The sequence below is a fragment of the Luteolibacter algae genome, assembly GCF_042683045.1.
GTDB classification, from domain to species: Bacteria; Verrucomicrobiota; Verrucomicrobiia; order Verrucomicrobiales; family Akkermansiaceae; genus Luteolibacter; species Luteolibacter algae.
Map to the genome: position 1 here is coordinate 286,037 of NZ_JBHUIT010000002.1, position 20,010 is coordinate 306,046.

Genomic DNA, 20,010 nt, shown 5'->3' on the forward strand with positions numbered 1-20,010 from the left:
ACGCAGGGGGCGGAGGCTTGGTATGGAAGCTGCTATCTTTCCAGCATTCTGATTTGCAAAGTGGGCTGTCAGTCGAAAACCCCTCCCTGTTCTGTGTCTGTTTTGTCGAAAGAAAGCATTGGTTTTGTGCCATCTCTGGAAGCATTGCCATTTTTTGACGATCATCTTGGTAAACCCGCCGATTGCGAATTTTCCGCACGCTCCAGCTACGGCAGTATTGCCCGGGATATGTTGGTTGGGACCCTGGGAGGCGGCATTCTTCCCTGGGAAATTTTTGCCCACGAAATATTGGCTCTCCCCGGACAAAGGAACCAATGGAACATTCCGCTCTTTCCGAGTGTTTGTCCCATTGAGCTCGTCCTGCAGGCGGCGCTGTACAAAGGACTTTACTCGAGAAAGAGTGCTACGGCCAAAAAGCTGCCGCCGAGGTTGGTCATTGGCATCGAAAGCCGTAGTTCCCTAACACGTAGCCAGTTTTTTGCCTGGTTGATGGAACTTCCCGTTCCGATGCGGCCAAAGATCGCTTTCCAGGCATTGCCGATGGATCTGATGCTTCAGGCGATGGCCTCTGAAGTGATCGATGGATTTGTTGCGCCTGCTCCATGGGGACTAGTTGCGGAAGGGATGGAGCTTGGTATCGTCGATGGGACCTTCACGGCAGGAGCCTATGCGCAGGATCTGGTGCTCGTCTCCCGCAATGAGCTGGAGCTGGGAAAGCATTTCAAAAATCCGGGAATCCCGGAGGAGCTCACCCTCGCGCGAAGGAAGCTGGAGACCGATGCGGACTTTCTGAAAAAATGTGCATTGCGTATGCAGGAGTGCGGGAAGCCATTGCTCTCTGCGGACTACCTGGAGCGCGCGATCCGGCGCTATAAGACGGAGCCACTGGCACCCGCACAAACTGCGGATACTGCGAAGATCGGGCTGGCACTGCGGCGTCTCGAAGAGCTCTCCAGTCTGCCGCCGCAGATCGCGGCAAATGACCGCACCGCCAGGCTGCTGGTCTCGCTCTAGCCGTTTTCCTCGAACTCGCCGGCGAGGAGGCTGAGAAAAACCTCGGCGATCCAGATAAGCGGCTGGCTGGGGCTCCACCACGCGTAGCAAGGGCGGCGGATTGCTTGTCCGGAAGCGTGGCGTAGGAGCGTGAGAGAACCGTCCGCGACACAATCTTTCCCGATCCAATCCGGCAGAAGAGCAAGACATTGGCCTTGCTTCGCCAGATCCCGGGCGGATTCCGCGTCAGGTAAAATCCACTTTCTGAGTCCGTTTCCAGTATCTTGGAGAAACTCCTGCCGGAAGTGATCGTAGGTCTCGCTGCCGGGAAAAACGAGGCAATGGCGGAGTAGTTCCTGGGAAGTGATTTTCCCTTGTAGTCCCAGCGGGTGGAAAGGTGCCGCATACACTCCCAAAGTCTCATCGAGAAGTTTCCGCTGAACCGAATCGGCAGGGATCTCAGGCGAATAACCGATTTCAAAATCCGGGGTGATCCCGCTTCCGGAAAAGTGGGAATGGCAGGTTTGGATATTCAGGTCCGCATTGGGAAAGCATTCACGGAACGAGGAAAGGACAGCGGAGGTCAGAATTCCCCGTGCACTGGGGCTGACGCGAAGACAGAGTTTTTCCGCCCGGCTATCGTGGCGGAGCAGCTCGGTTTTCAGAGCGGACATCCGCGAGAGCAGATCCTCCACCAGCGGTAGCAGACGGATCGCTGCGCCGGTGATGATGACACGCGGCCCGCTGCGCTTGAAGAGCGACCGACCCAGGTCCTCTTCCAGCCCCTTGAGTGCATGGCTGATGGCGGAAGGGCTTACCCCGAGCCGCTGGGCAGCAGCCGCAAATGATCCTTCCACGGCTGCCACGTAGAACATCTGCAGCCGTTTCGAATCGACGATCGCCAGATCCACCCCGGGCGCGGCGCTCTGCGCGGGGTTATCGTGAATTTTGCTCAACATGGCCATGGCTTATGCTGAGCACCGATCGTGCCAGTGAGAGTGTTTCCAGCGATGTGGCATAGATTCATGATGAATCGATTTCACCGTGCCGCCGTGCCAACGGCATGTCCGTTGCTAAATCCATGATGCGGGAATGAGCCAGATGTTCTTCCCGGAACTGAAACAAAGCTTGCACTACATGAAACCAAGAAACACCTCCCATCAATTTCCGCTAAAGGCGGCTCTCCTCGCTTTGGCAGTCGCCACGGCGCAGGCAGCACCGCCTACCTCGGAAGTGAATACCACAGGACTGGCCGTAACGGATGATACCGTCACCGTCGGGCAGCTGCACTCATCCACCGGCACCATGGCCATCAGTGAAACCGGATCGATCCAGGCCGAGCAGCTGGCGATCGATCAGATCAACGCCATGGGCGGCGTCCTCGGGCGCCAGATCAAAGTGATCAAGGAAGACGGCGCAAGTGACTGGCCCACCTTTGCCGAGAAGGCCAAGAAACTTTTGGTAAGTGATAAAGTGGGCACCGTCTTCGGCTGCTGGACCTCAGCTTCGCGGAAGGCCGTTCTCCCGGTTTTTGAAAAGGAAAACGGGATGCTCTATTACCCGACTTTCTATGAAGGTCTCGAGCAATCCAAAAACGTGATCTACACCGGCCAGGAAGCCACGCAGCAGATTCTTGCCGGGCTTGATTGGATCGCCAAAGAAAAGAAGGCGAAGACCTATTACCTTGTGGGCTCCGATTATATCTGGCCGCGCACCTCGATGAAAATCGCACGCAAGCACATCGAGAACGTGCTCAAAGGAAAAGTGGTCGGCGAGGAGTTTTACGCTCTGGGCACGACTCAATTCGGCTCCCTGATCAACAAGATCAAGCTCAAGAAGCCGGACGTGATTTACGCGGCCGTGGTAGGTGGCTCCAATGTCTCCTTCTACAAGCAGCTCAAGGCGGCAGGCATCACCAGTAAAAAGCAAACTCTTCTTACCATCTCTGTCACGGAAGACGAAGTGCTGGGCATCGGCGGGGAAAACCTCGAGGGCTTTTACTCTGCGATGAAATATTTCCAGAGCCTCGATAACGAGAACAACAAGAAATTCGTTGCCGCATTCAAGGAAAAATACGGTGAGGACAGTGTCATCGGCGACGTGACACAAGCCGGCTATCTTGGTCCATGGTTGTGGAAAGCAGCTGTTGAAAAGGCGGGTAGCTTCGATATCGATAAAATTGCCGCCGCATCCCCGGGTATTGAGCTGGATATCGCCCCGGAAGGCTATGTGAAAATCCATCCGAACCATCACCTCTGGAGCAAACTCCGCATCGGCCAATGGCAGAAGGACGGACAGGCCAAGGTCCTTTATGAATCCGAGCTCATCGAGCCCGATCCATTCCCGAAAGGCTATCAGTAAGCATTGCTGTTGATTCGCGCTCCATATCGGACGCGCACTCAATCTGAAACGAAGGGTCGGGCTACGGCCCGGCCCTTCGGCAGATGACCCGGATTTTCCAGAATAAAAGTTTTATCTCTAACCACCAGTTTCCCATGGGAGAATATACTACAGAAGAATTACAAAGCATCTTTATCATGCAGGGCTTTTCCGGCCTTAGCTTGTTCAGCGTGCTGCTATTGATGGGCCTAGGTCTTGCCCTCATTTTCGGACAGATGGGTGTCATCAATATGGCTCATGGCGAGTTCATGGCCATGGGGGCATATACCGTCTATCTCTGCTCCAATCTTACCGAGCAATACGCTCCGACTTTCGGACCCTACTATTTCATCGTTTCCATCGTCTTTGCATTCTTCATCTGCGCCATGGTCGGTGCCTTGGTCGAGTGGCTGCTGATACGACATCTTTACCACCGGCCCTTGGACACGCTGCTGGCCACATGGGGTCTCAGTCTCATCATGCAACAGGGCTACCGCTCCACCTTCGGGGCACGCGAGGTCAGCCCGACCTTGCCGGAGTGGCTCATGGGCTCCTACAGCTTCAGTGAAATGCTGGATATCCCGATCAATGGTGTTTTCGTCCTGATTCTATCGGTCCTCGTAACTGCAGCGCTCATGCTCTTCATGTATCGCTCGAAGTTCGGCCTGCGCCTGAGGGCCACTGTGCAAAACCGTAAAATGAGCGCCGCCGTCGGCATCAACACCGGACGCGTGGACCGCCTCGCATTCGCACTCGGTTGCGGGATAGCCGGGATCGCTGGAGCGGCGTTTACGACTATCGGATCGACTGGGCCGGACAGTGGTAGCCGCTACATCGTGGACGCTTTCCTCGTCGTGGTCTCGGGTGGCACAGCCAGCCTACTCGGCTGCCTCGCATCCGCATTCGGCATCGCCCAGGCGCAATCCATTCTCGAATTCTTCCTGAACGGGACCCAGGGGAAAGTGGCCACCCTGCTGGTGATCGTCATCGCGCTGATGATCCGTCCGCAAGGCCTCTTCCCTGGCAAAGTCCGCGGAAACTAATCCCTGTCCGAAACTCGAAACCAAATTTTTCATTATGAATTCACGAATATTCCGGACACTTTTCAAAACCAAAGCGGAGGCAATCGCCTTCCTGAGTTTTATTGTCCTCGTCCTAATCATCCTGCCGCTGGCGCTTCCTGTCTTCCGGCTCAATCTTGTCGGGAAATACCTGAGCTTTGGCTTCGTCGCCATCGGGCTGGTATTGCTCTGGGGGAAATGTGGCGTCCTCAGTCTGGGGCAAGGCGTTTTCTTCGGGCTGGGCGGTTATTGCATGGCGATGTTTCTGAAGCTTGAGGCTTCGGATCCGGTCAGCACGGCGATCCAAACCACGCCTGGGATTCCAGACTTCATGGACTGGAATCAAATTACCGAGCTGCCAGCATTCTGGGAGCCGTTCAAGAGCCTGCCTTTCACAGCAGCTGCGGTGATGATTGTGCCGGCGATTATCGCGTTCATCATCGGCTGGGCATTGTTCAAGCGCAGAGTTGGTGGTGTTTACTTCGCCATTATCACCCAGGCGATGGCCTTGATCTTTTCCCTGGGAATCGATGGCAACCAGGGGCTGACAGGCGGGCGCAACGGAATCACGGATTTACGGACTCTCTGGGGCTGGGACATCCGCACGGAAAGTGCCCAGCAGATCCTCTACTTCGTATCCTGCACCTTGCTTTTCGTCTGCGCACTGGGAGCGAAATACATCACCAATACACGGCTGGGCCGCGTGCTTGTAGCCATCCGGGACCGGGAGGAACGCGTTAGATTCTCCGGCTACGATGTCGCCATGGTGCGGACGGTGATCTTCACCTTCGCTGCCATCCTCAGTGGCATTGGCGGGGCGATGTTTGTTCTTCAGGTGGGTTTCATGTCGCCTTCCATCGTCGGGATCGTTCCTTCCATTGAAATGGTGATCTTCACCGCAGTAGGAGGCAGACTTTCAGTGCTCGGCGCCATCCTCGGCTGCCTGATCGTGAACTTCGGCAAGACGACCTTCTCGGAAGCTTATCCGGATCTTTGGCTTTACCTGATGGGCAGCACTTTCATCGCTGTCGTGATGTTCTTCCCGAATGGCCTGGCAGGCATCCTGGACAAGATTCCGGACCTGAAAACCAAGATCGGCAATCTGGTCAAACGCTCCTCAAAACCATCCACCCCACCAACCGCTCCTACCCCTATTTCCGATGAAAACTGATAACGAAGATGTGCTGGTAGTGGAAGATCTCGGAGTTTCCTTCGATGGCTTCAAAGCAGTGGACGGATTTAATTTCTACCTGGCGAAAAACCATGTCCACGTCATCATCGGGCCGAACGGTGCCGGAAAAACAACCGTGCTGGATCTCATCTGCGGGAAAACCAAAGCCACCTCCGGTAGCGTAAAGTTCAAGGGAAAAGAGCTCCGCAAACAGCAGGAATTCAAGATCGTCCGCGCTGGAATCGGTAGAAAATTTCAAACTCCATCCACCTACGAGAACCTTACGGTCTTTGAGAATCTGGAGCTCTCGCACCCGGCCGGGAGAGGAGTTTTCGGCTGCCTGACTTTCCGCCGCACCCCCGAGATTCTCGAGCGGTGTCATAGCGTCGCAAGACAGATCGGCCTGTCGGATAAAATGAATACGGAAGCCGGCATCCTAAGCCATGGTCAAAAGCAATGGTTGGAGATCGGTATGCTTCTTATGCAGGATCCGGAGATCATCATGCTTGATGAACCTGTGGCCGGTATGAGCGTCCGGGAAAGAGCCCAGACCGCTGAGCTTATCCGCTCCATCTCGGATCATCGCTCCGTCATCGTCATCGAGCACGATATGGAATTCGTCCGGGAAATCGCAGACCGCGTCACCGTCATGCACATGGGCAAAATCCTCGCGGAAGGCTCCATGGATACCGTCAGCAAGGATCCAAAAGTCATCGAAGTCTACATCGGACACTAATCTATTCTACTATGATCGCAGTAAAAAATCTAGAAGTAGCCTATGGGCAGAGCCTCGTTATTCCTGAAATGAATTTTTCCGCCTCCAAAGGGGAAATACTGGGGATTGTCGGGCGCAACGGCATGGGTAAAAGCACGCTCTTCCGCTCCCTCATCGGTATGATTCCCTGCCGCTCCGGGGAAATTTCCCTCGACGGGAAAAATATCACCAAGGCTCCTTCCCATAAACGTGTCTCCAAGGGCATAGCCTTCGTGCCACAGGGACGGATGATTTTCCCCTATCTCAGCGTCTACGAGAACCTTATCTCCGGTGTGCAGGGCCGTGTGAGGCGGGAAGATGTGGAGGAAGTCTACACTCTGTTTCCCGTTCTCCAGGAAATGCGAAATCGAAAGGGAGGCAATCTTTCCGGCGGGCAGCAGCAGCAACTTGCCATCGGCCGGGCGCTGATGACGAAGCCAAGTGTGCTGCTTCTCGATGAACCGACGGAGGGCATCCAGCCCTCCATCATCAAAGACATCTCCCGGAGCCTCAGGGAGATCCGGGATTTGAAAGATCTCACGATCGTCGTCAGCGAGCAGGTGCTGAGCTTCGTCCTCGATACCTGCGATCGGATCATGGTGATCGATAAAGGAAAAATCGTCCGTGAGGACGATCGTGAGGATGTCGATGCTGAGAAGATCAAAGCCATGCTGGCCGTTTAACCACCAAAACAAAATTTCCAACCAAACCAACCCCAAGAACACACATTCTATGAAAACGCTAATCAAAGTAGATCTCGATGCCACGCCGGAGTCCCAGGATTATTTGCACAACCGCTGGCACCCGGATATCCCGATGGTAGCCCATGTGAAGCCGGGCGATGAATTCCGCGTCGAGTGTATCGATTGGACAGGAGGGCAGATCAAAAACGACGATACTGCCAACGACATCGATGAGGTGGACCTCACCAAAGTGCATTACCTTTCCGGACCGATCGGCGTGGAAGGTGCGGAGCCGGGTGATCTCATGGTCGTGGATATTCTCGATGTGGGCGTTTTCGAAGAGTCCAACTGGGGATTCACAGGGCTGTTTGCAAAGACCAACGGCGGTGGTTTCCTTACGGATCATTACCCGGATGCGCGGAAGGCTTGCTGGGATTTTTCCGGCATTTATACCTCCTCCCGGCATATCCCGAATGTCGAGTTTGCAGGGATCATGCACCCGGGGCTCATCGGCTGCCTCCCTTCCAGGGAAATGCTCAATGAGTGGAACAAGCGGGAGAAGGAACTCTACGATACGGAGCCAGGCCGCGTGCCGGCGCTCTGCACCCTGCCATACGCGGATACCGCTCACATGGGTAGGATGAAAGGGGCTGACCGGGATCGGGCAGCGGCGGAAGGTGCACGCACAGTTCCGCCCCGTGAGCACGGCGGCAATTGCGATATCAAGAACCTCACCCGTGGCTCGAAGGTCTATTTCCCGGTCTACGTGAAGGACGGCGGCCTCTCCATGGGCGATCTCCATTTCTCCCAGGGCGATGGCGAAATCACCTTCTGCGGCGCAATCGAAATGGCTGGCTATCTCGATATCCGTGTAAGCCTGATCAAAGGCGGGATGGACAAATACGCCATCAGAAATCCACTGTTCCTGCCTAGTCCGCTGACTCCGAACTACAAGCGGCATATCATTTTCGAAGGGATTTCCGTCGATGAGAGCGGCAAGCAGCACTATCTGGATCCGTTCGTTGCTTACAAAATGGCATGTCTCAATGCCATTGAGTATATGAAGAAATTCGGCTACACGGGAGAGCAGGCCTACGCCATCCTGGGCACGGCTCCCGTTGAGGGACATATCAGCGGGATTGTCGATATTCCGAATGCGTGCGCCACTCTGTGGTTACCGACGGAGATTTTCGACTTCGATATCATGCCAAACGCGGATGGGCCGAAGATCATGGTCGACAGCGGCGGTGTGGATCTGGCGAAGGTGACAAAGTAACATCCATTCCAACCAGCCAATCCCATGCCTGTATATGATTTCAGCTGTGAGTTCTGCGGAGACTTCCGCGAGTTGCTCACCATCGCGGAGCGGAACGATCCGATCCCCTGCCCTTCATGCAGCAGAATCTCGCAGCGATTGATACTCGCTCCGAATCTGGCGCTGATGAACCCGATCACCCGGAAAGCTTCTGCGGTGAATGAGAAAAGCCGCCACGAGCCGCGTGTCAGCACCGCTCATTCCTGCGGCACTGGCTGCGGATGCGGCACAAAGATCCGCTCGAACCGGGTAAAGGAGACGAAGCTCGGCAAGCTGCAATCACAGAAAACCACCGCACGGCCCTGGATGTTGGGCCATTGATCTCCCGGCGCGCCGGATGATTCCAGCACATCCCCACCGTGGTAATTCAACGGGCGGGGATGTGCTATTTTATTTCCCGGCGGGTCTATCTTCCGGGTTGTGAAAGGCGGGAGCCGTGCGCACATTCCGCGCGTGAGTTCCGGTATCCCAGAGACCCAGAAGAGAATAGCGCCATGGTCCGCGGGACTGCGTGCCGCACGGGCAAATCTCGTCCCGGGGCTGATCATCCAGCTGGTCATGCTCGCATTGCTCCTGGGTTACCATTTTTACCCCCCCACCCGTTTCTGGCTGGATCAACTCGCTGCTCTGAAGGAGAGCTGGGGCTATGGCTACTCGGTCCTAGCGGCGATCATCGCGGGAGCGATTATTCCGGAGATCATGCGCATTATCGTCTTCCAAAGAGGCAAAGCGGACTCACGAAATCTGCGGAATCTTCTCTTCTCGCTGCTGTTTTGGAGTTTTATGGGATTTATCGTAGATGCGTTTTACCGCAGCCAGGCATTGTGGTTTGGCGATGAGTCGAATGTTCGCACGGTCACCATCAAGGTGTTGGTAGACCAGTTTATTTACAATCCGGTCTTCGCCGCGCCATTTACCGCATGCATGTATGACTGGAAAAATTCCGGCTACCGCCGCCGGGTGATTCCACACTATTTTTCCTGGCATTATTATCGGGACGCGGTGATTCCCACTCTCTTTGCCACCTGGGGAGTCTGGATACCGATTGTGACGATTCTTTATTCTTTGCCTTCGCTACTGCAGATCCCGTTGTTCGCTCTCGCTTTATCGCTTTGGGTAATGATCTACACCTGGATGAGCGAGCAACGCTCCGGCAAATGAGACATCCGGCTGGCTAGCGGCGGCGGCCCTTACGGTTTTTGACACGGGGATCCGTCTTCAGCTCTTCAGGCAGGGGATCTCCGGTGAGCTCGGAAAGAGTGCTGCGCAGCTCGGCATCGGCAAGAATGAGATCACTGTGCGAAGCGCCTATCGCCTGATAGCGCTCCGCGACATCGCCCCGGCTTCCTAGAGCCCGCGTGAAGGTGCGGACGCTGGCCACCAGGTTTTTCCCTTCTGTCAGGAGGTCTCTGTCATGGATATCCGTGTAACGGTCCAAGCGATCAATCGCCGCCTTGGCGTCCTCATAGGTCTGCTCGATTTTCTCGATTTCTTCTTCGTTTACCGAGATGGGATTGAAGGTGCTGTAGGCGTGCACCGGAGAAATGATTCTCCATATCTCCGCCGCGAGAACTTCCCGTGACAGACTGCCGGGCCGTTCTCCGGCACCCTGGATTGCCAGCAATTTTGCGGAAAGATGATACGGAGCGGTATCAGTGATCTCCTGCAAGCGCTGCCGGACAAAGCGGTTTGTCAGATACGTGCCGGTGGGCGAGCCGACGGATTTTGCCTGGATCTCTGAAAACTGGGCGAAAACCGCACGATGGTTTTCGTCCGGAGCCTTTGCGCTGAGTGCGATCATTTCCTCAGGCGTGGAAGCCAGCAGCACCTCGTATTTCAGGAAAAACTCCGGGACTTCCAATGCCAGAAGATTGATGAAAAATTCCTCGGCTGCGGCGGGAACGATCAATCTACCCCCGTTTCCATGTTCCATGCTCAGGACAAAGTTCCAAAAGTAATGGGGAAGGAGAAGCTCGCCCTCCTCATCGAGTTGGGCGATCACAGTCGCCTTCGGCTCGATTCCGGTGATGGCGGAGCTCGCAAGAATGAGACCCGGTCCGGAAAGGTTGAGGTGATTCTGCGCGAAACTATAGGAGCCGTTCTCCCCTGCCAGTAATGTGACTGTGCCGCCATTGGGCAGTGCCACACGACTCTTCTCCAGCGCCTTCTTGATTGGCGCGGTGATGAAGGTCCTGATGTTTTCCTCGTCCTCGGGAGGGCTGGGGATCGCTATATCAAGCGCTCCGTTTTCCCCATCCGGAGGTGCCGCCTCCGCCTTCATGCGGACGATTGCCGGTCCGAGGGACCATTCCTTGCTCACGGTATCGAGCTGATACATCACGGAGGTAATTTCCGCTTCTTCCAGGCTGATGGTTGCAGACTCCTTGTCTGCCGTGTTTTCCTTGTCCTCCGGTTTGCTTTTCTTTTCCGGGGTCTTTGCGACAGTCTCCTCCACTACAGGACTTTCTTCGAAGGCGGAGAGCGGAGCCACCCAGTCATCCCAGTTTCCCTGCTCCGGTTTTTTCCCAAGCTCCTTCGCCGTGGGATTTTTCGCATCCAAAGCGACCGCGGCATCTGAGAGATATCCCGCGAGGATATTGCCGTCCTTTCCGGCTTCCGGTGTCGCCAGCCAGGCGCGGATCTGCCAGAGACGGGCTTTTGCACGGGTGACCTCCTCCCCTTTAGGCTTTGGGAGGGACTTTTCGGCGCCTATCGCGGAAAGCGTATCCCGGGCTGTCTGGTTTGCGGGATCCAGCGCGAGAGCGAGAGCAAGCGCCTGCGCGGCTGCCCGTCTTTGTGAAGCGGTTTCCAGGGAAAGGTGACGGGTTAGAAGCGTAAGCTCCGCGGACAGGACCGTCATGGAATCGGTATCAATCGGGAGCAGATCCCGGCGGAAAGGTGGATTCTCCTCGGCGGGCTGAACGAAGGGTCCCGCGTGGGCAATGGCGGAGACGGCGAGCAATAAAAGCCCGCTAAGAAAGCATTGTTTTTGATAGGACATATTTCTTGATTACAAACCTGCCATTTCCTCGCGATGGGACAAGAGAACATTGCGGAAACAGGATTATTGCGGCATTGCTTTTGCCATGGAAGAGACTCGGAAAGAGATGGTTACGCGGGAGGAAGTGATGTTTTTCGACACCGATTGCGGAGGCGTGGTGCATAATCTCGCTTACTTGCGGATGATTGAGACCTGCCGCACGAGGCTTGCCGCAAAGCTCGGGATGGAGTTGCGGGATATGGCTGAGAGCCAGGTTTTTCCGGTTTTGACACGCACAGAGGTGGATTACCGTCGGCCGGCCAAGCTCGGGGATTGGCTGGAGATCCGCGGTTGGCTGGGAAAAGTCAGTGCGGCGAGATTCTGGTGTGAGTTTGAGATGCGGCGCGAGTCGGACGGGGAATTGCTTGTAACGGCGAAACAGGCGCTCGCGCTTGTGAAAATGCCGGAAGGAAAGCCGATGCGGCTCAATTTCAAAGATTGAGCCACCGGCCGGCCGCTTCAGGGTCATTTCATGATCAACGCACGATAGAAATCGGGGCTGGCCTTCACCTTGGCGATCTGGCGGTTGAAGAGTTCGATCGCACCAGGATCATTTTCACCTTCCAGGCGCTCGATCTGTTTTTCGAGACCCACGATGTAGACAGCAGCCTCTTCATCGAGCTTTTTGTAGAGAATTTCCTGAAGGACTGTCTGTTTTTCGAGGTATTGCGAGTGGATTTCCTCCGCATCGGCGACGGCGGCCAAGGCCTCCGGCAGCTCCGCAGGTAGCTCGTTGCCAGCCTCTGTCCATTCCTCGCGGTTTTCATCCAGGCTGTTTTCCGCCGCAGCTCTCACAGTTGGATCGGCTTTGCGGATGAGCCGGTCCAGGGTATCGGCGAACTCTGTGGTATTATCGGACACGGAGCTCTTGTAGCTAGAGAGCTCGGAGCTAACCCGCTTGACCATGATCCCTTTCGCCTTATCCAAAAATTCCACCACGTTGAACTTTGCTGGCACGGATGGCTCCGGCTCTGGTTCCAATGCGGCGGGTTCCGGTTTTGGCTTCGGCTTCGGCTTCTCGATTACTGCCGCAGGTTCCGGCTCCGGCTCTTCTACAATTTCCGGCTCGGGTTCCGGCTCTTCCACAACCTTTGGGGCGGGGATTTCGATCACGCGTTCCCTGGGTTTTTCCTCGGCCACCGGAGTGGCTTCGGGCGCTTTCCTATTGGTCACAAAGTAAGCGATACCTGCGGCGATCACGAGAAGGGCGACAAGTGCGCCGAGCCCTGAGGAGGAGGATTGCTTGACCGGCTTTGGAGCGACGAACGGGCGTCCCGCTGCGGCGGCAGCTCCCGTGGTGAGGATGGCCTTGGCCGGAGAGCTGGCGATTTTTTCCAACTCCGCGGCCAGTTCTTCCGCCGTGTGATAACGGGAATTCGGATCCGGATGGGTTGCCTTCTTGATGACCGCATCCAGCCGGGGGTTACAGGCGCTGATGTGGGATGGCGGGCGTGGATCGGCCGCAGGCAGTTTCCCGGTCAAAAGCTCATGGAGCATTACACCGACAGAGAAAATATCCGCGCGGTGATCAATGGTGTAGGGTGGCTCGATGACTTCCGGCGCGGTATAGCCCGGGGTTCCAAAAATCTGCTCCCCTTCCTGAATCTGGTTTTCCAGAGGACGCGCCAGGCCGAAGTCTCCGATCTTTGGGTTCAGATTCCCATCCAACAGGATATTTGCCGGTTTGATATCGCGGTGCAGGATGCCTGCCTGATGCGCGTGGTGAAGGCCGTGACAAACTGCGGAAACAATGCGCAGCGCCTCCGATTGCTCCACAGCCTGCCCATCTGCGGCTTGATACAATGAGCTGCCTGCCACGTATTCCATGACGATGTAGAGCATCCCGTCCACCTCGCCGAAGTCGTAGACACCAATGAGGTTCGGGTGATTGAGCTTTGCCATCGCTTTGGCTTCTGCCTCGAAGCCGGCGGTGAATTCCGCATCCCGTGAGAACTCCCGTGGTAGGATCTTGATCGCCACGCCCCGCTCCAGGGAGCGCTGGGATGCTTGATAAACCGCACCCATGCCGCCACAGGCAATGAGCGAATGCACATCGTATGAAGGGAATAATTGCGCGACCTCCTCGAGGCTTGGCGCTTCAAAAGCAGCTTGGTGTTCGTGTTCGCTCATTTTGGGAAATAGATGGGGAAAGGAATGTCAGATGGGGATCGAAAAGTCTGCTCGGAAATTTATGTCCGGCATATATTGGTAGGACAGTATAGCCGGGCGTCTGCTGGCGCTACGCTTTGTTATTACATGGGGGCGTGATAAATTGTCCATTCCGGAAGTGTGATGGAGGCGTTATAAAGCATATGCAGGGCCACTACGTTGATTAATGAGCCGGTCGATTGATATAATAGCGCGCAGACAAATCCAAAGGTGGCGACACTTACCAGTCCGTAAATATCGTAAAAATGCAGCGAGGAGAAAATGACTGATGAAACGAGAGCTGCCGCCAGCACACCGAGCTTGTTCGCCAGCGAGCGATACAGCACCCCGCGGTAAAGAATTTCCTCTGCAATCGGAGCGATGATACATGCGGATATCAGCAAGAAACCCAGTCCGAAAAGCCCCGGGTCCGCAAAGGAGAGCCCGCCTGTGGGATCGTCGGTGGTAAAACGCGCCAGCGCCCAGCGCATCGGCTGATCAACGAACACCAGCAGCGCGAATAGGCCGATGATCAAAGGCGGATGCAAGTGCCCGTTAAGGCCGATGCTGCGTGGGATGTGCCGTGCTTTTTTGAATAGCAAAGCCAGCGCGATCAGGGTCGGAAGGATGCGGACCAGGCTATCGAGGAAAATGGCTACCGCCGGATGCAGGGGCGGAAGCGTCATCACACCCAGCTCCACCATCAGCGTGAAGCCGATCCATGCCAGAGTCGCCACCAGAAAAACGGTCAATCCCAGCGAAGGGCTCCAAGCGGATGAATAGCCTTTAGGCTCCGTCGTAAACGCTTCCCCAAGGCACCGCAAAGCCATTGGCAGAAAGGCCAGACCTACGATCGCCAGCGTCCAAATGATGGAGCCGACCATGATCGCCCGGCTGCGCAAGCTGGCTGTATCCGCGTTTTCCGGAAAGCTGAAATTCTCCGTGCGTAGCTTCGTGTTCCACCAGGTGGGAGAGTCCGGATCCTCCGATGGCATGGAAAGCTGGCTTAGATATTGCCGGATTGGAGCCTGCTCCTTCGTGGCCAGTAGCGCGGCATAGGCATGGTAGCCTGTGGGGCCCAGCGCGTCAGCCTCCGCCAGAAGCCGTAGTGAGTGCACGCCATTTTCCACCGCATCCTCCACGGTATGACCGTGGGCGAGCCAGCGCAATAATGGCGGGTCCTCGGACATCGCCTCCGCCAGCTGTAAATCGCGATCAATTTTCACTAGAGCAATCTGCTCCGTGCCCGGCGCATAACCGGCTGTCTCACCGAAATAATGGTCCCACAGCCAGATCCCCAGCACAAAGCACAGCAGTGCAATCAAAGGCTCTGGAATCTCCCTCCGCAAAATCGCGCGATACGGATTCGCCTCATACATGTTGGACTTCTTTCTGATGAAAAGAGAATCGAAGTTTTCCCGGAATAAGCAAGCCAGTCCTGATTATAATGACTTCCGAAGGATTGGCTGGCGGCCGTGGATGCTCATTGAGAGTGCCGATTTTTATGATAAGTATAAATAGAAATAGCTTGATCGACCCAATCTAATCGGGTGCCTAGTAGTTCTGTCCTTTGGAAAGATGTAGGAACTTGACAGAACCATCGGAATTTTTGGAAAAGGTGGAAATGATAGATATAACATGTCCGATATGTTCTGATGGAATCAAAATTCCGGATCAGTATATCAATCGAACAATAAAGTGCGTCAGCTGTGGGGCGCGGTTTGAAGCTGTAGAAGGCGATGAACCACGCCACGCTAAAAGTAAGGTATGCTACGACTGCGGTGAAAATACAGAGAACATAGGTTACGGTTCAAACCTGCTTCTTACCTCGGAAAAAAACGCAGTCATCAACGAATATCACTCTGAAAAGGTAGCCCAACGCTGTAAGAAATGTGGGGAAGAACTCTATGAGAGATACAGAGAACAACTGATCACGGAGCGCGAGAACCTTGCTGAAAGGTTCCGTGAGGAATTACAATTTATCCCAATCGTCTCCCTACACTCTCCTATCAACTGGGATTATTCCGTTCTTGAATTGGTCACGGCGCAGTCAACAACGGGAACCGGAGTATTTTCTGAGATAACATCGGCTGTGACTGATTTATTTGGAACCCAATCGAAAGCGTATAACCGGAAAATCAAAGCAGGTGAGAATACCTGTAAAAGCATACTTAGGAAAGAAACGTTCGATCTCGGTGGTAATGCAATTCTGGCAGCTGATGTTGATTATAGTGAAGTAGGTGGAAGTAAAGGTATGCTTATGGTGACGATGACTGGAACCGCAGTTTTATTGAACAATCCGGAAATCCTGACAAAAGACGCAGCACGGGCATTTTCCGTAAAATGCTGGTCTGAAGGAGAGACTCGATCATTTAGAACAGTATAATATCAATTATTAATATTATATAATATTCGTCTTTTTTACTGCAAATAGTGATTGTGCTATTTCATAGTAATATCTGCTACGCAGGCTTCCAATCGAAGATCTAACGCTTTGAGGAGATAAGCTGTGGGTCTGATGCATGGGAACACCTCTGTTCGATTTCGAACTTTCCACCGCCGCGTAATTTCTCAAACATCATCGAATATGAAATTTTTCGGTCTGGTTCTATGTCTCGTTGCATCCGCCATCACGGCCTCAGGTTATGAAAATTCCTGGGGGTATAAGGAGAACCGGATCGCCATTAGTTTCGATGGCAACAGCGCGCCGGATCACCAATACAAATGGGCGACGGGCGATCCAGACGATTGGGGAGCGCTCCCGGCATCCTGTGCGATTATTGCGAAGCTTGGATTGCAGGAGAAGCTGGTGCATTGCTCCTACAATAATTTCATCAATGCGCCACCTGGGCCGGATGCGGAGAATCAGCTGAAAATCGGTGCGGATGGAGCGATAGAGCGCTGGGACTTCCGCAAAGAGGTATTCTTTGACGTGACGCGCCAGCTTGATGCGGCGGTGACGAATTTGGCGGATGAGATGGCAAAATCCTCAGAGGCGGACCCTCTTTATTTTATCCACGCTGGCCTGTCGGAGTTCGTCTACCTCGCTGTGGAAAAGGTGGTTGGGGAAGGAAAGGCCGGGTCGCTCTCGCATGTGTATTTCCTTTCGCACAGCAAATTCAATGAAGATGAGAAGCGCAGATCCACCCACCGCGATTGGAGCGATATCCAGGATTTGTCCGGGAATCGGATTCAATATAGGAAAATCAAGGATCAGAACGGGAAGGATCATCCGGATCGACTGTGGAACAGTGGGAAGGATTTTTCCGTATGGTATTGGATGCGTGACCATCCGAATGCTGATGTCCGCTGGATGTATTCGAGGCTGAAGGCGCACTCCGGGAAGGTGGCGGACATATCTGATTGCGGGATGTTGTTCTACCTGCTGCTCGGGGACGAAGACGGTAGCCCGGAAAAATTCCGCAAATTTATCGGAGAAGGGATCTCTCAAGGGGGATGACGACCAGGAGATCAAAGGATGACAGCCGTTCTTTATGCCATTTCCACGGGGAAATCCGAGACCTTTGAGCTATTCGAATTTCTCTCTGAGTAGTCCATTGATCCACTGGTGAAGCGGGTTGTTATCGGAGCGGGCATATGACCATAAAGCAAGGGGCGGAGATCGCCGCATTCGGCGACAAGCCTGCATTTTGAAAGAGAGTCTCAATGGAACTCCGGTAGTTGGCGGAGGAGGATGTCCCGGGAGAAATGAAAGAGGTGTCCTTCGGTGATGGAAAATCGCGGCCGGGAAGCCTCAGCATCCTCTTGTTAAAAAGGAGTCGGTGTAAACTTTGATACTGCTGAGCCGAATCCACAAAAAAGCCGCCCATAGATGAGCGGCTAGGATGGCGGAACGGGAGGGATTCGAACCCTCGGTAACCTTTTGGGCTACGTTCCCTTAGCAAGGGAGTGCTTTAGACCTCTCAGCCACCGTTCCGTTAAGTGATCTTGGTCGAGGGGATTTGGAACACAATGGGGAGTTCCAGTCAAGTATCTCGTTTCCCTGGAGTGATGTTTTTTTCTCCGGTGGAAATTCAGCCGCGGAGATATTTTTTTACCGTGAAGTCTCCGTGCTCTTCCACGGTATGAACGGTCGGAAAATCCTGCTCGAACTCCGCCAGATAGGTATCGCCCTCGTGAATGCTTTTCACGTGGCTTACGAGCCATTCATCGATTTTTTCCGAAAGCGAGCGGTAGATCTGGCCGCCGCCGATCACGTAGACCGGACCTTCGATGGTCTCGATTTCCGCCGGAGTGTGGATGACATCCACGCCGGGGTGCTGCCAGGAGGTATCGCGCGTGAGAACGATGTTGCGGCGTTTCGGAAGGGGGCGGCCGATGGATTCAAACGTCTTGCGGCCCATGAGGATGGGGCTGCCGAGGGTTGTTTTCTTGAAGAAGGCAAGATCGGCCGGGATGTGCCACGGCAAGCCGCCGTTCCGGCCGATGAGGCGGTTGGGATCCATGGCGACGACTGCAATGAGGTGCGGCATAGGGCTAGATGGCGATAGGGGCTTTAATGGTCGGGTGGGGATCGTAGTTATCGAGGCGGATGTCCTCGAAGCAGAAGCCGTCTATGGTTTTCACCTCCGGATTGATCCAAAGGTCCGGAAGCGGACGAGGCTCGCGGCTTAGCTGGAGCTTTGCCTGATCCAGATGATTTTGATAAAGGTGGAGATCGCCGAAGGTGTGGACGAACTCCCGGACTTCATAGTCGCAGACCCGGGCGACCAGATGCGTGAGCAGCGCGTAGGAGGCGATGTTGAAAGGAACGCCCAGGAAAAGATCCGCACTGCGCTGATAAAGCTGGCAGGAAAGGCCGGGCTTTCCTCCGTCGATGGGTTCATGGACGTAAAATTGGAAGAGTAGATGACATGGGGGGAGAGCCATGTTTGGCACATCGCCGACGTTCCACGCGGAAACGATATGGCGGCGTGATTGGGGGTTGTTTTTCAGGCCGGCGATAAGCTCGTTGATTTGATCGATCGTCCGGCCGTCCCCGGTTTCCCAGTGGCGCCATTGTTTTCCATAAACCGGGCCGAGCTCGCCATTTTCATCCGCCCACTCGTCCCAGATTGTGACGCCGTTTTCCCGCAGGTAGGCGATGTTTGTCTCTCCTTTCAGGAACCAGAGGAGCTCATGGATGATGGAGCGCAGGTGAAGCTTTTTCGTAGTGAGGCAGGGAAAGCCTTTGCGGAGATCGAAGCGTGCCTGGCGGCCAAAGACCGAGAGGGTGCCTGTGCCAGTGCGGTCTCCGCGTGTCTCGCCGTTCTCGAGAACATCGGCGAGAAGATCGTGGTAAGCTTTCATGGGTGGGACTCTAATTTTTAAACTCCAAAGCTCAAGGAAGATGAGAAGAACCTGATCTGGGATTCACGGCTGAGATTTGGAGGGAGCGTTGCAGAGTCTTCCGTAAATTTTAAATGGCTGCTCCTTTACGCTTTCTCTGCTCGAAAAGCTGGGTTTCGCGGTATCCGGCGGCCATGGCAAGCTCCCGGGCTTTCGGGAAATCCCGGGCTATCTCGCCGGGGGCGTGGGCGTCTGAAGAAATGATCAGCCCGATGCCTGCGGAAGCCGCGAGCTCAAGAAATCGCGGTGCCGGGTAAGCCTCGGCGCATGGCTTGTGGAGGCCGGCGGTATTCAACTCGATGACAGAGCCGCTGGCGGCAATGGCATCGATGACCGGCTCGTAGAAGCGGTCCAAATCACCCGCAGGGGCGTAGGAGAATTTTTTGATTAGATCAGGATGACCGAGGATATCAAATAGCCCACTATCCGCCATGGCGGTGTAGGTTTTCCAATATTCCGTCCACACTGCCTCAACATCGGTTTCCGCCCATTTGCCGAGCCATTTGGGGTTGTCGAAATCCCAGTCACCCAGGTAATGAACCGAGCCGATGAGGTAATCCCAAGGGTATTTCCCGTTGAGTTCCTCGATGAATGGTTCGCAGCCTTTGATCCAATCGCACTCCATGCCGGTGCGGATTTTCACCTTGTCTGCGGCGGCGGTTTTCGCGCGTTCGATCCACTCGAAATACTCTGGCAGCTCGCTCTCCAGCATACGCCAGTCATCGAAGGGCTCCGGGCGGCACGGTGCGTGATCCGAGATCCCGTATTCTGCAAGGCCGGCGGTGATCGCTGCGGAAACATATTCTTCCGGGCTGCCGGTGGCATGTTTGCAGAGAGGTGTGTGGGTGTGGTAATCGGCTGGCATCTCGACAGGGAACTTATTCGGAAAAGCGCTGGTGAAAACCCTGAAAAGTCCCCTTCCCGTGTTGAAATTTCTCTCCACGGACCAGCGGATGCCGATTCGCGGTTGACCCACCCCACTCTGCTTTCCTAGGATCCGCGCCGTGAAACTTCTCCCAACACGGTGTTCGACGGACCGCTCCCTATCACTAGGGCTGGCACTCCTCTGATTTTTTGCTCCGTTTTTTGCCCTTATTTTTCCTGCTCCGGGCGCAGG

General features: G+C 54.8%; 19 protein-coding genes and 1 tRNA gene. 12 read left to right on the forward strand and 8 right to left on the reverse strand.

Features of this window, described 5'->3' with window-relative positions; all coding sequences use genetic code 11:
- The first annotated feature begins 126 nt into the window (after window positions 1-126).
- Complete coding sequence (locus ACFSSA_RS02460) at window positions 127-1,014, forward strand: hypothetical protein (RefSeq protein ID WP_386818184.1); 888 nt, start codon at window positions 127-129, stop codon at window positions 1,012-1,014.
- On the opposite strand, the gene ACFSSA_RS02465 is transcribed toward ACFSSA_RS02460, so the two are convergent.
- Complete coding sequence (locus tag ACFSSA_RS02465) at window positions 1,011-1,952, reverse strand: LysR family transcriptional regulator (protein WP_386818185.1); 942 nt, start codon at window positions 1,950-1,952, stop codon at window positions 1,011-1,013. The genes ACFSSA_RS02460 and ACFSSA_RS02465 overlap by 4 nt on opposite strands.
- Before the next feature lie 178 nt (window positions 1,953-2,130).
- Between ACFSSA_RS02465 and urtA the strand changes: the two genes are divergently transcribed.
- From urtA to ACFSSA_RS02505, 8 genes are all read left to right on the forward strand, one after another.
- A complete protein-coding gene (urtA, locus tag ACFSSA_RS02470) occupies window positions 2,131-3,354 on the forward strand; it encodes an urea ABC transporter substrate-binding protein (RefSeq protein WP_386818186.1) in 1,224 nt (407 codons plus the stop codon).
- A gap of 134 nt (window positions 3,355-3,488) precedes the next feature.
- Window positions 3,489-4,415: an urea ABC transporter permease subunit UrtB gene (gene urtB, locus ACFSSA_RS02475; protein ID WP_386818187.1), complete on the forward strand. Its 927-nt coding sequence runs from the start codon at window positions 3,489-3,491 to the stop codon at window positions 4,413-4,415.
- A 34-nt stretch (window positions 4,416-4,449) separates the two neighbouring features.
- Window positions 4,450-5,604, forward strand: a complete 1,155-nt coding sequence (gene urtC / locus ACFSSA_RS02480; RefSeq protein WP_386818188.1) for an urea ABC transporter permease subunit UrtC — start codon at window positions 4,450-4,452, stop codon at window positions 5,602-5,604.
- Window positions 5,594-6,340, forward strand: a complete 747-nt coding sequence (gene urtD, locus ACFSSA_RS02485; protein ID WP_386818189.1) for an urea ABC transporter ATP-binding protein UrtD — start codon at window positions 5,594-5,596, stop codon at window positions 6,338-6,340. The genes urtC and urtD overlap by 11 nt, the downstream gene beginning before the upstream one ends.
- 11 nt (window positions 6,341-6,351) lie before the next feature.
- Window positions 6,352-7,041 carry an urea ABC transporter ATP-binding subunit UrtE gene (urtE, locus tag ACFSSA_RS02490; RefSeq protein ID WP_386818190.1) on the forward strand — a complete coding sequence of 230 codons (690 nt, stop codon included), beginning with the start codon at window positions 6,352-6,354 and terminating at the stop codon, window positions 7,039-7,041.
- Between the two features lie 49 nt (window positions 7,042-7,090).
- Window positions 7,091-8,317, forward strand: coding sequence for a formamidase (fmdA, locus tag ACFSSA_RS02495; RefSeq protein ID WP_386818191.1), 1,227 nt, complete (start codon window positions 7,091-7,093; stop codon window positions 8,315-8,317).
- Between the two features lie 24 nt (window positions 8,318-8,341).
- Window positions 8,342-8,677: an FmdB family zinc ribbon protein gene (locus ACFSSA_RS02500; RefSeq protein ID WP_386818192.1), complete on the forward strand. Its 336-nt coding sequence runs from the start codon at window positions 8,342-8,344 to the stop codon at window positions 8,675-8,677.
- 132 nt (window positions 8,678-8,809) lie between these two features.
- Complete coding sequence (locus ACFSSA_RS02505) at window positions 8,810-9,517, forward strand: hypothetical protein (protein WP_386818193.1); 708 nt, start codon at window positions 8,810-8,812, stop codon at window positions 9,515-9,517.
- 13 nt (window positions 9,518-9,530) lie between these two features.
- On the opposite strand, the gene ACFSSA_RS02510 is transcribed toward ACFSSA_RS02505, so the two are convergent.
- Window positions 9,531-11,357, reverse strand: a complete 1,827-nt coding sequence (locus ACFSSA_RS02510) for a hypothetical protein (RefSeq protein WP_386818194.1) — start codon at window positions 11,355-11,357, stop codon at window positions 9,531-9,533.
- Between the two features lie 85 nt (window positions 11,358-11,442).
- Between ACFSSA_RS02510 and ACFSSA_RS02515 the strand changes: the two genes are divergently transcribed.
- Window positions 11,443-11,838: an acyl-CoA thioesterase gene (locus ACFSSA_RS02515; RefSeq protein ID WP_386818195.1), complete on the forward strand. Its 396-nt coding sequence runs from the start codon at window positions 11,443-11,445 to the stop codon at window positions 11,836-11,838.
- 23 nt (window positions 11,839-11,861) lie between these two features.
- Here ACFSSA_RS02515 and ACFSSA_RS02520 read toward each other — a convergent pair whose 3' ends face one another.
- Complete coding sequence (locus tag ACFSSA_RS02520) at window positions 11,862-13,526, reverse strand: serine/threonine-protein kinase (protein ID WP_386818196.1); 1,665 nt, start codon at window positions 13,524-13,526, stop codon at window positions 11,862-11,864.
- A 122-nt stretch (window positions 13,527-13,648) separates the two neighbouring features.
- Window positions 13,649-14,923: a CPBP family intramembrane glutamic endopeptidase gene (locus ACFSSA_RS02525; protein WP_386818197.1), complete on the reverse strand. Its 1,275-nt coding sequence runs from the start codon at window positions 14,921-14,923 to the stop codon at window positions 13,649-13,651.
- Window positions 14,924-15,168: 245 nt separating this feature from the next.
- On the opposite strand from ACFSSA_RS02525, the gene ACFSSA_RS02530 reads away from it, so the two are divergent.
- Window positions 15,169-15,930 (forward strand): heavy metal-binding domain-containing protein, encoded by a 762-nt coding sequence (locus ACFSSA_RS02530; protein WP_386818198.1) that lies wholly within the window; start codon window positions 15,169-15,171, stop codon window positions 15,928-15,930.
- Between the two features lie 201 nt (window positions 15,931-16,131).
- Window positions 16,132-17,004, forward strand: coding sequence for a hypothetical protein (locus ACFSSA_RS02535; protein WP_386818199.1), 873 nt, complete (start codon window positions 16,132-16,134; stop codon window positions 17,002-17,004).
- 386 nt (window positions 17,005-17,390) lie between these two features.
- Here ACFSSA_RS02535 and ACFSSA_RS02540 read toward each other — a convergent pair.
- The 4 genes from ACFSSA_RS02540 to ACFSSA_RS02555 form a co-directional block, all read right to left on the reverse strand.
- Window positions 17,391-17,481, reverse strand: a tRNA-Ser gene (locus tag ACFSSA_RS02540).
- A gap of 97 nt (window positions 17,482-17,578) precedes the next feature.
- Complete coding sequence (locus tag ACFSSA_RS02545; RefSeq protein WP_386818200.1) at window positions 17,579-18,037, reverse strand: dihydrofolate reductase; 459 nt, start codon at window positions 18,035-18,037, stop codon at window positions 17,579-17,581.
- Between the two features lie 4 nt (window positions 18,038-18,041).
- A complete protein-coding gene (locus ACFSSA_RS02550) occupies window positions 18,042-18,854 on the reverse strand; it encodes a thymidylate synthase (RefSeq protein WP_386818201.1) in 813 nt (270 codons plus the stop codon).
- Window positions 18,855-18,963: 109 nt separating this feature from the next.
- Window positions 18,964-19,758: a histidinol-phosphatase gene (locus tag ACFSSA_RS02555; protein ID WP_386818202.1), complete on the reverse strand. Its 795-nt coding sequence runs from the start codon at window positions 19,756-19,758 to the stop codon at window positions 18,964-18,966.
- Window positions 19,759-20,010 lie beyond the last annotated feature (252 nt).

What these genes read in the sequence shown, in the direction of transcription:
- ACFSSA_RS02465 (WP_386818185.1), bottom strand. Translation starts at nt 1,952, where the DNA reads ATGTTGAGCAAAATTCACGATAACCCCGCGCAGAGCGCCGCGCCCGGG.
- urtA (WP_386818186.1), top strand. Translation starts at nt 2,131, where the DNA reads ATGAAACCAAGAAACACCTCCCATCAATTTCCGCTAAAGGCGGCTCTC.
- urtB (WP_386818187.1), top strand. Translation starts at nt 3,489, where the DNA reads ATGGGAGAATATACTACAGAAGAATTACAAAGCATCTTTATCATGCAG.
- urtC (WP_386818188.1), top strand. Translation starts at nt 4,450, where the DNA reads ATGAATTCACGAATATTCCGGACACTTTTCAAAACCAAAGCGGAGGCA.
- urtD (WP_386818189.1), top strand. Translation starts at nt 5,594, where the DNA reads ATGAAAACTGATAACGAAGATGTGCTGGTAGTGGAAGATCTCGGAGTT.
- urtE (WP_386818190.1), top strand. Translation starts at nt 6,352, where the DNA reads ATGATCGCAGTAAAAAATCTAGAAGTAGCCTATGGGCAGAGCCTCGTT.
- fmdA (WP_386818191.1), top strand. Translation starts at nt 7,091, where the DNA reads ATGAAAACGCTAATCAAAGTAGATCTCGATGCCACGCCGGAGTCCCAG.
- ACFSSA_RS02500 (WP_386818192.1), top strand. Translation starts at nt 8,342, where the DNA reads ATGCCTGTATATGATTTCAGCTGTGAGTTCTGCGGAGACTTCCGCGAG.
- ACFSSA_RS02510 (WP_386818194.1), bottom strand. Translation starts at nt 11,357, where the DNA reads ATGTCCTATCAAAAACAATGCTTTCTTAGCGGGCTTTTATTGCTCGCC.
- ACFSSA_RS02515 (WP_386818195.1), top strand. Translation starts at nt 11,443, where the DNA reads ATGGAAGAGACTCGGAAAGAGATGGTTACGCGGGAGGAAGTGATGTTT.
- ACFSSA_RS02520 (WP_386818196.1), bottom strand. Translation starts at nt 13,526, where the DNA reads ATGAGCGAACACGAACACCAAGCTGCTTTTGAAGCGCCAAGCCTCGAG.
- ACFSSA_RS02525 (WP_386818197.1), bottom strand. Translation starts at nt 14,923, where the DNA reads ATGTATGAGGCGAATCCGTATCGCGCGATTTTGCGGAGGGAGATTCCA.
- ACFSSA_RS02530 (WP_386818198.1), top strand. Translation starts at nt 15,169, where the DNA reads ATGATAGATATAACATGTCCGATATGTTCTGATGGAATCAAAATTCCG.
- ACFSSA_RS02535 (WP_386818199.1), top strand. Translation starts at nt 16,132, where the DNA reads ATGAAATTTTTCGGTCTGGTTCTATGTCTCGTTGCATCCGCCATCACG.
- ACFSSA_RS02545 (WP_386818200.1), bottom strand. Translation starts at nt 18,037, where the DNA reads ATGCCGCACCTCATTGCAGTCGTCGCCATGGATCCCAACCGCCTCATC.
- ACFSSA_RS02550 (WP_386818201.1), bottom strand. Translation starts at nt 18,854, where the DNA reads ATGAAAGCTTACCACGATCTTCTCGCCGATGTTCTCGAGAACGGCGAG.
- ACFSSA_RS02555 (WP_386818202.1), bottom strand. Translation starts at nt 19,758, where the DNA reads ATGCCAGCCGATTACCACACCCACACACCTCTCTGCAAACATGCCACC.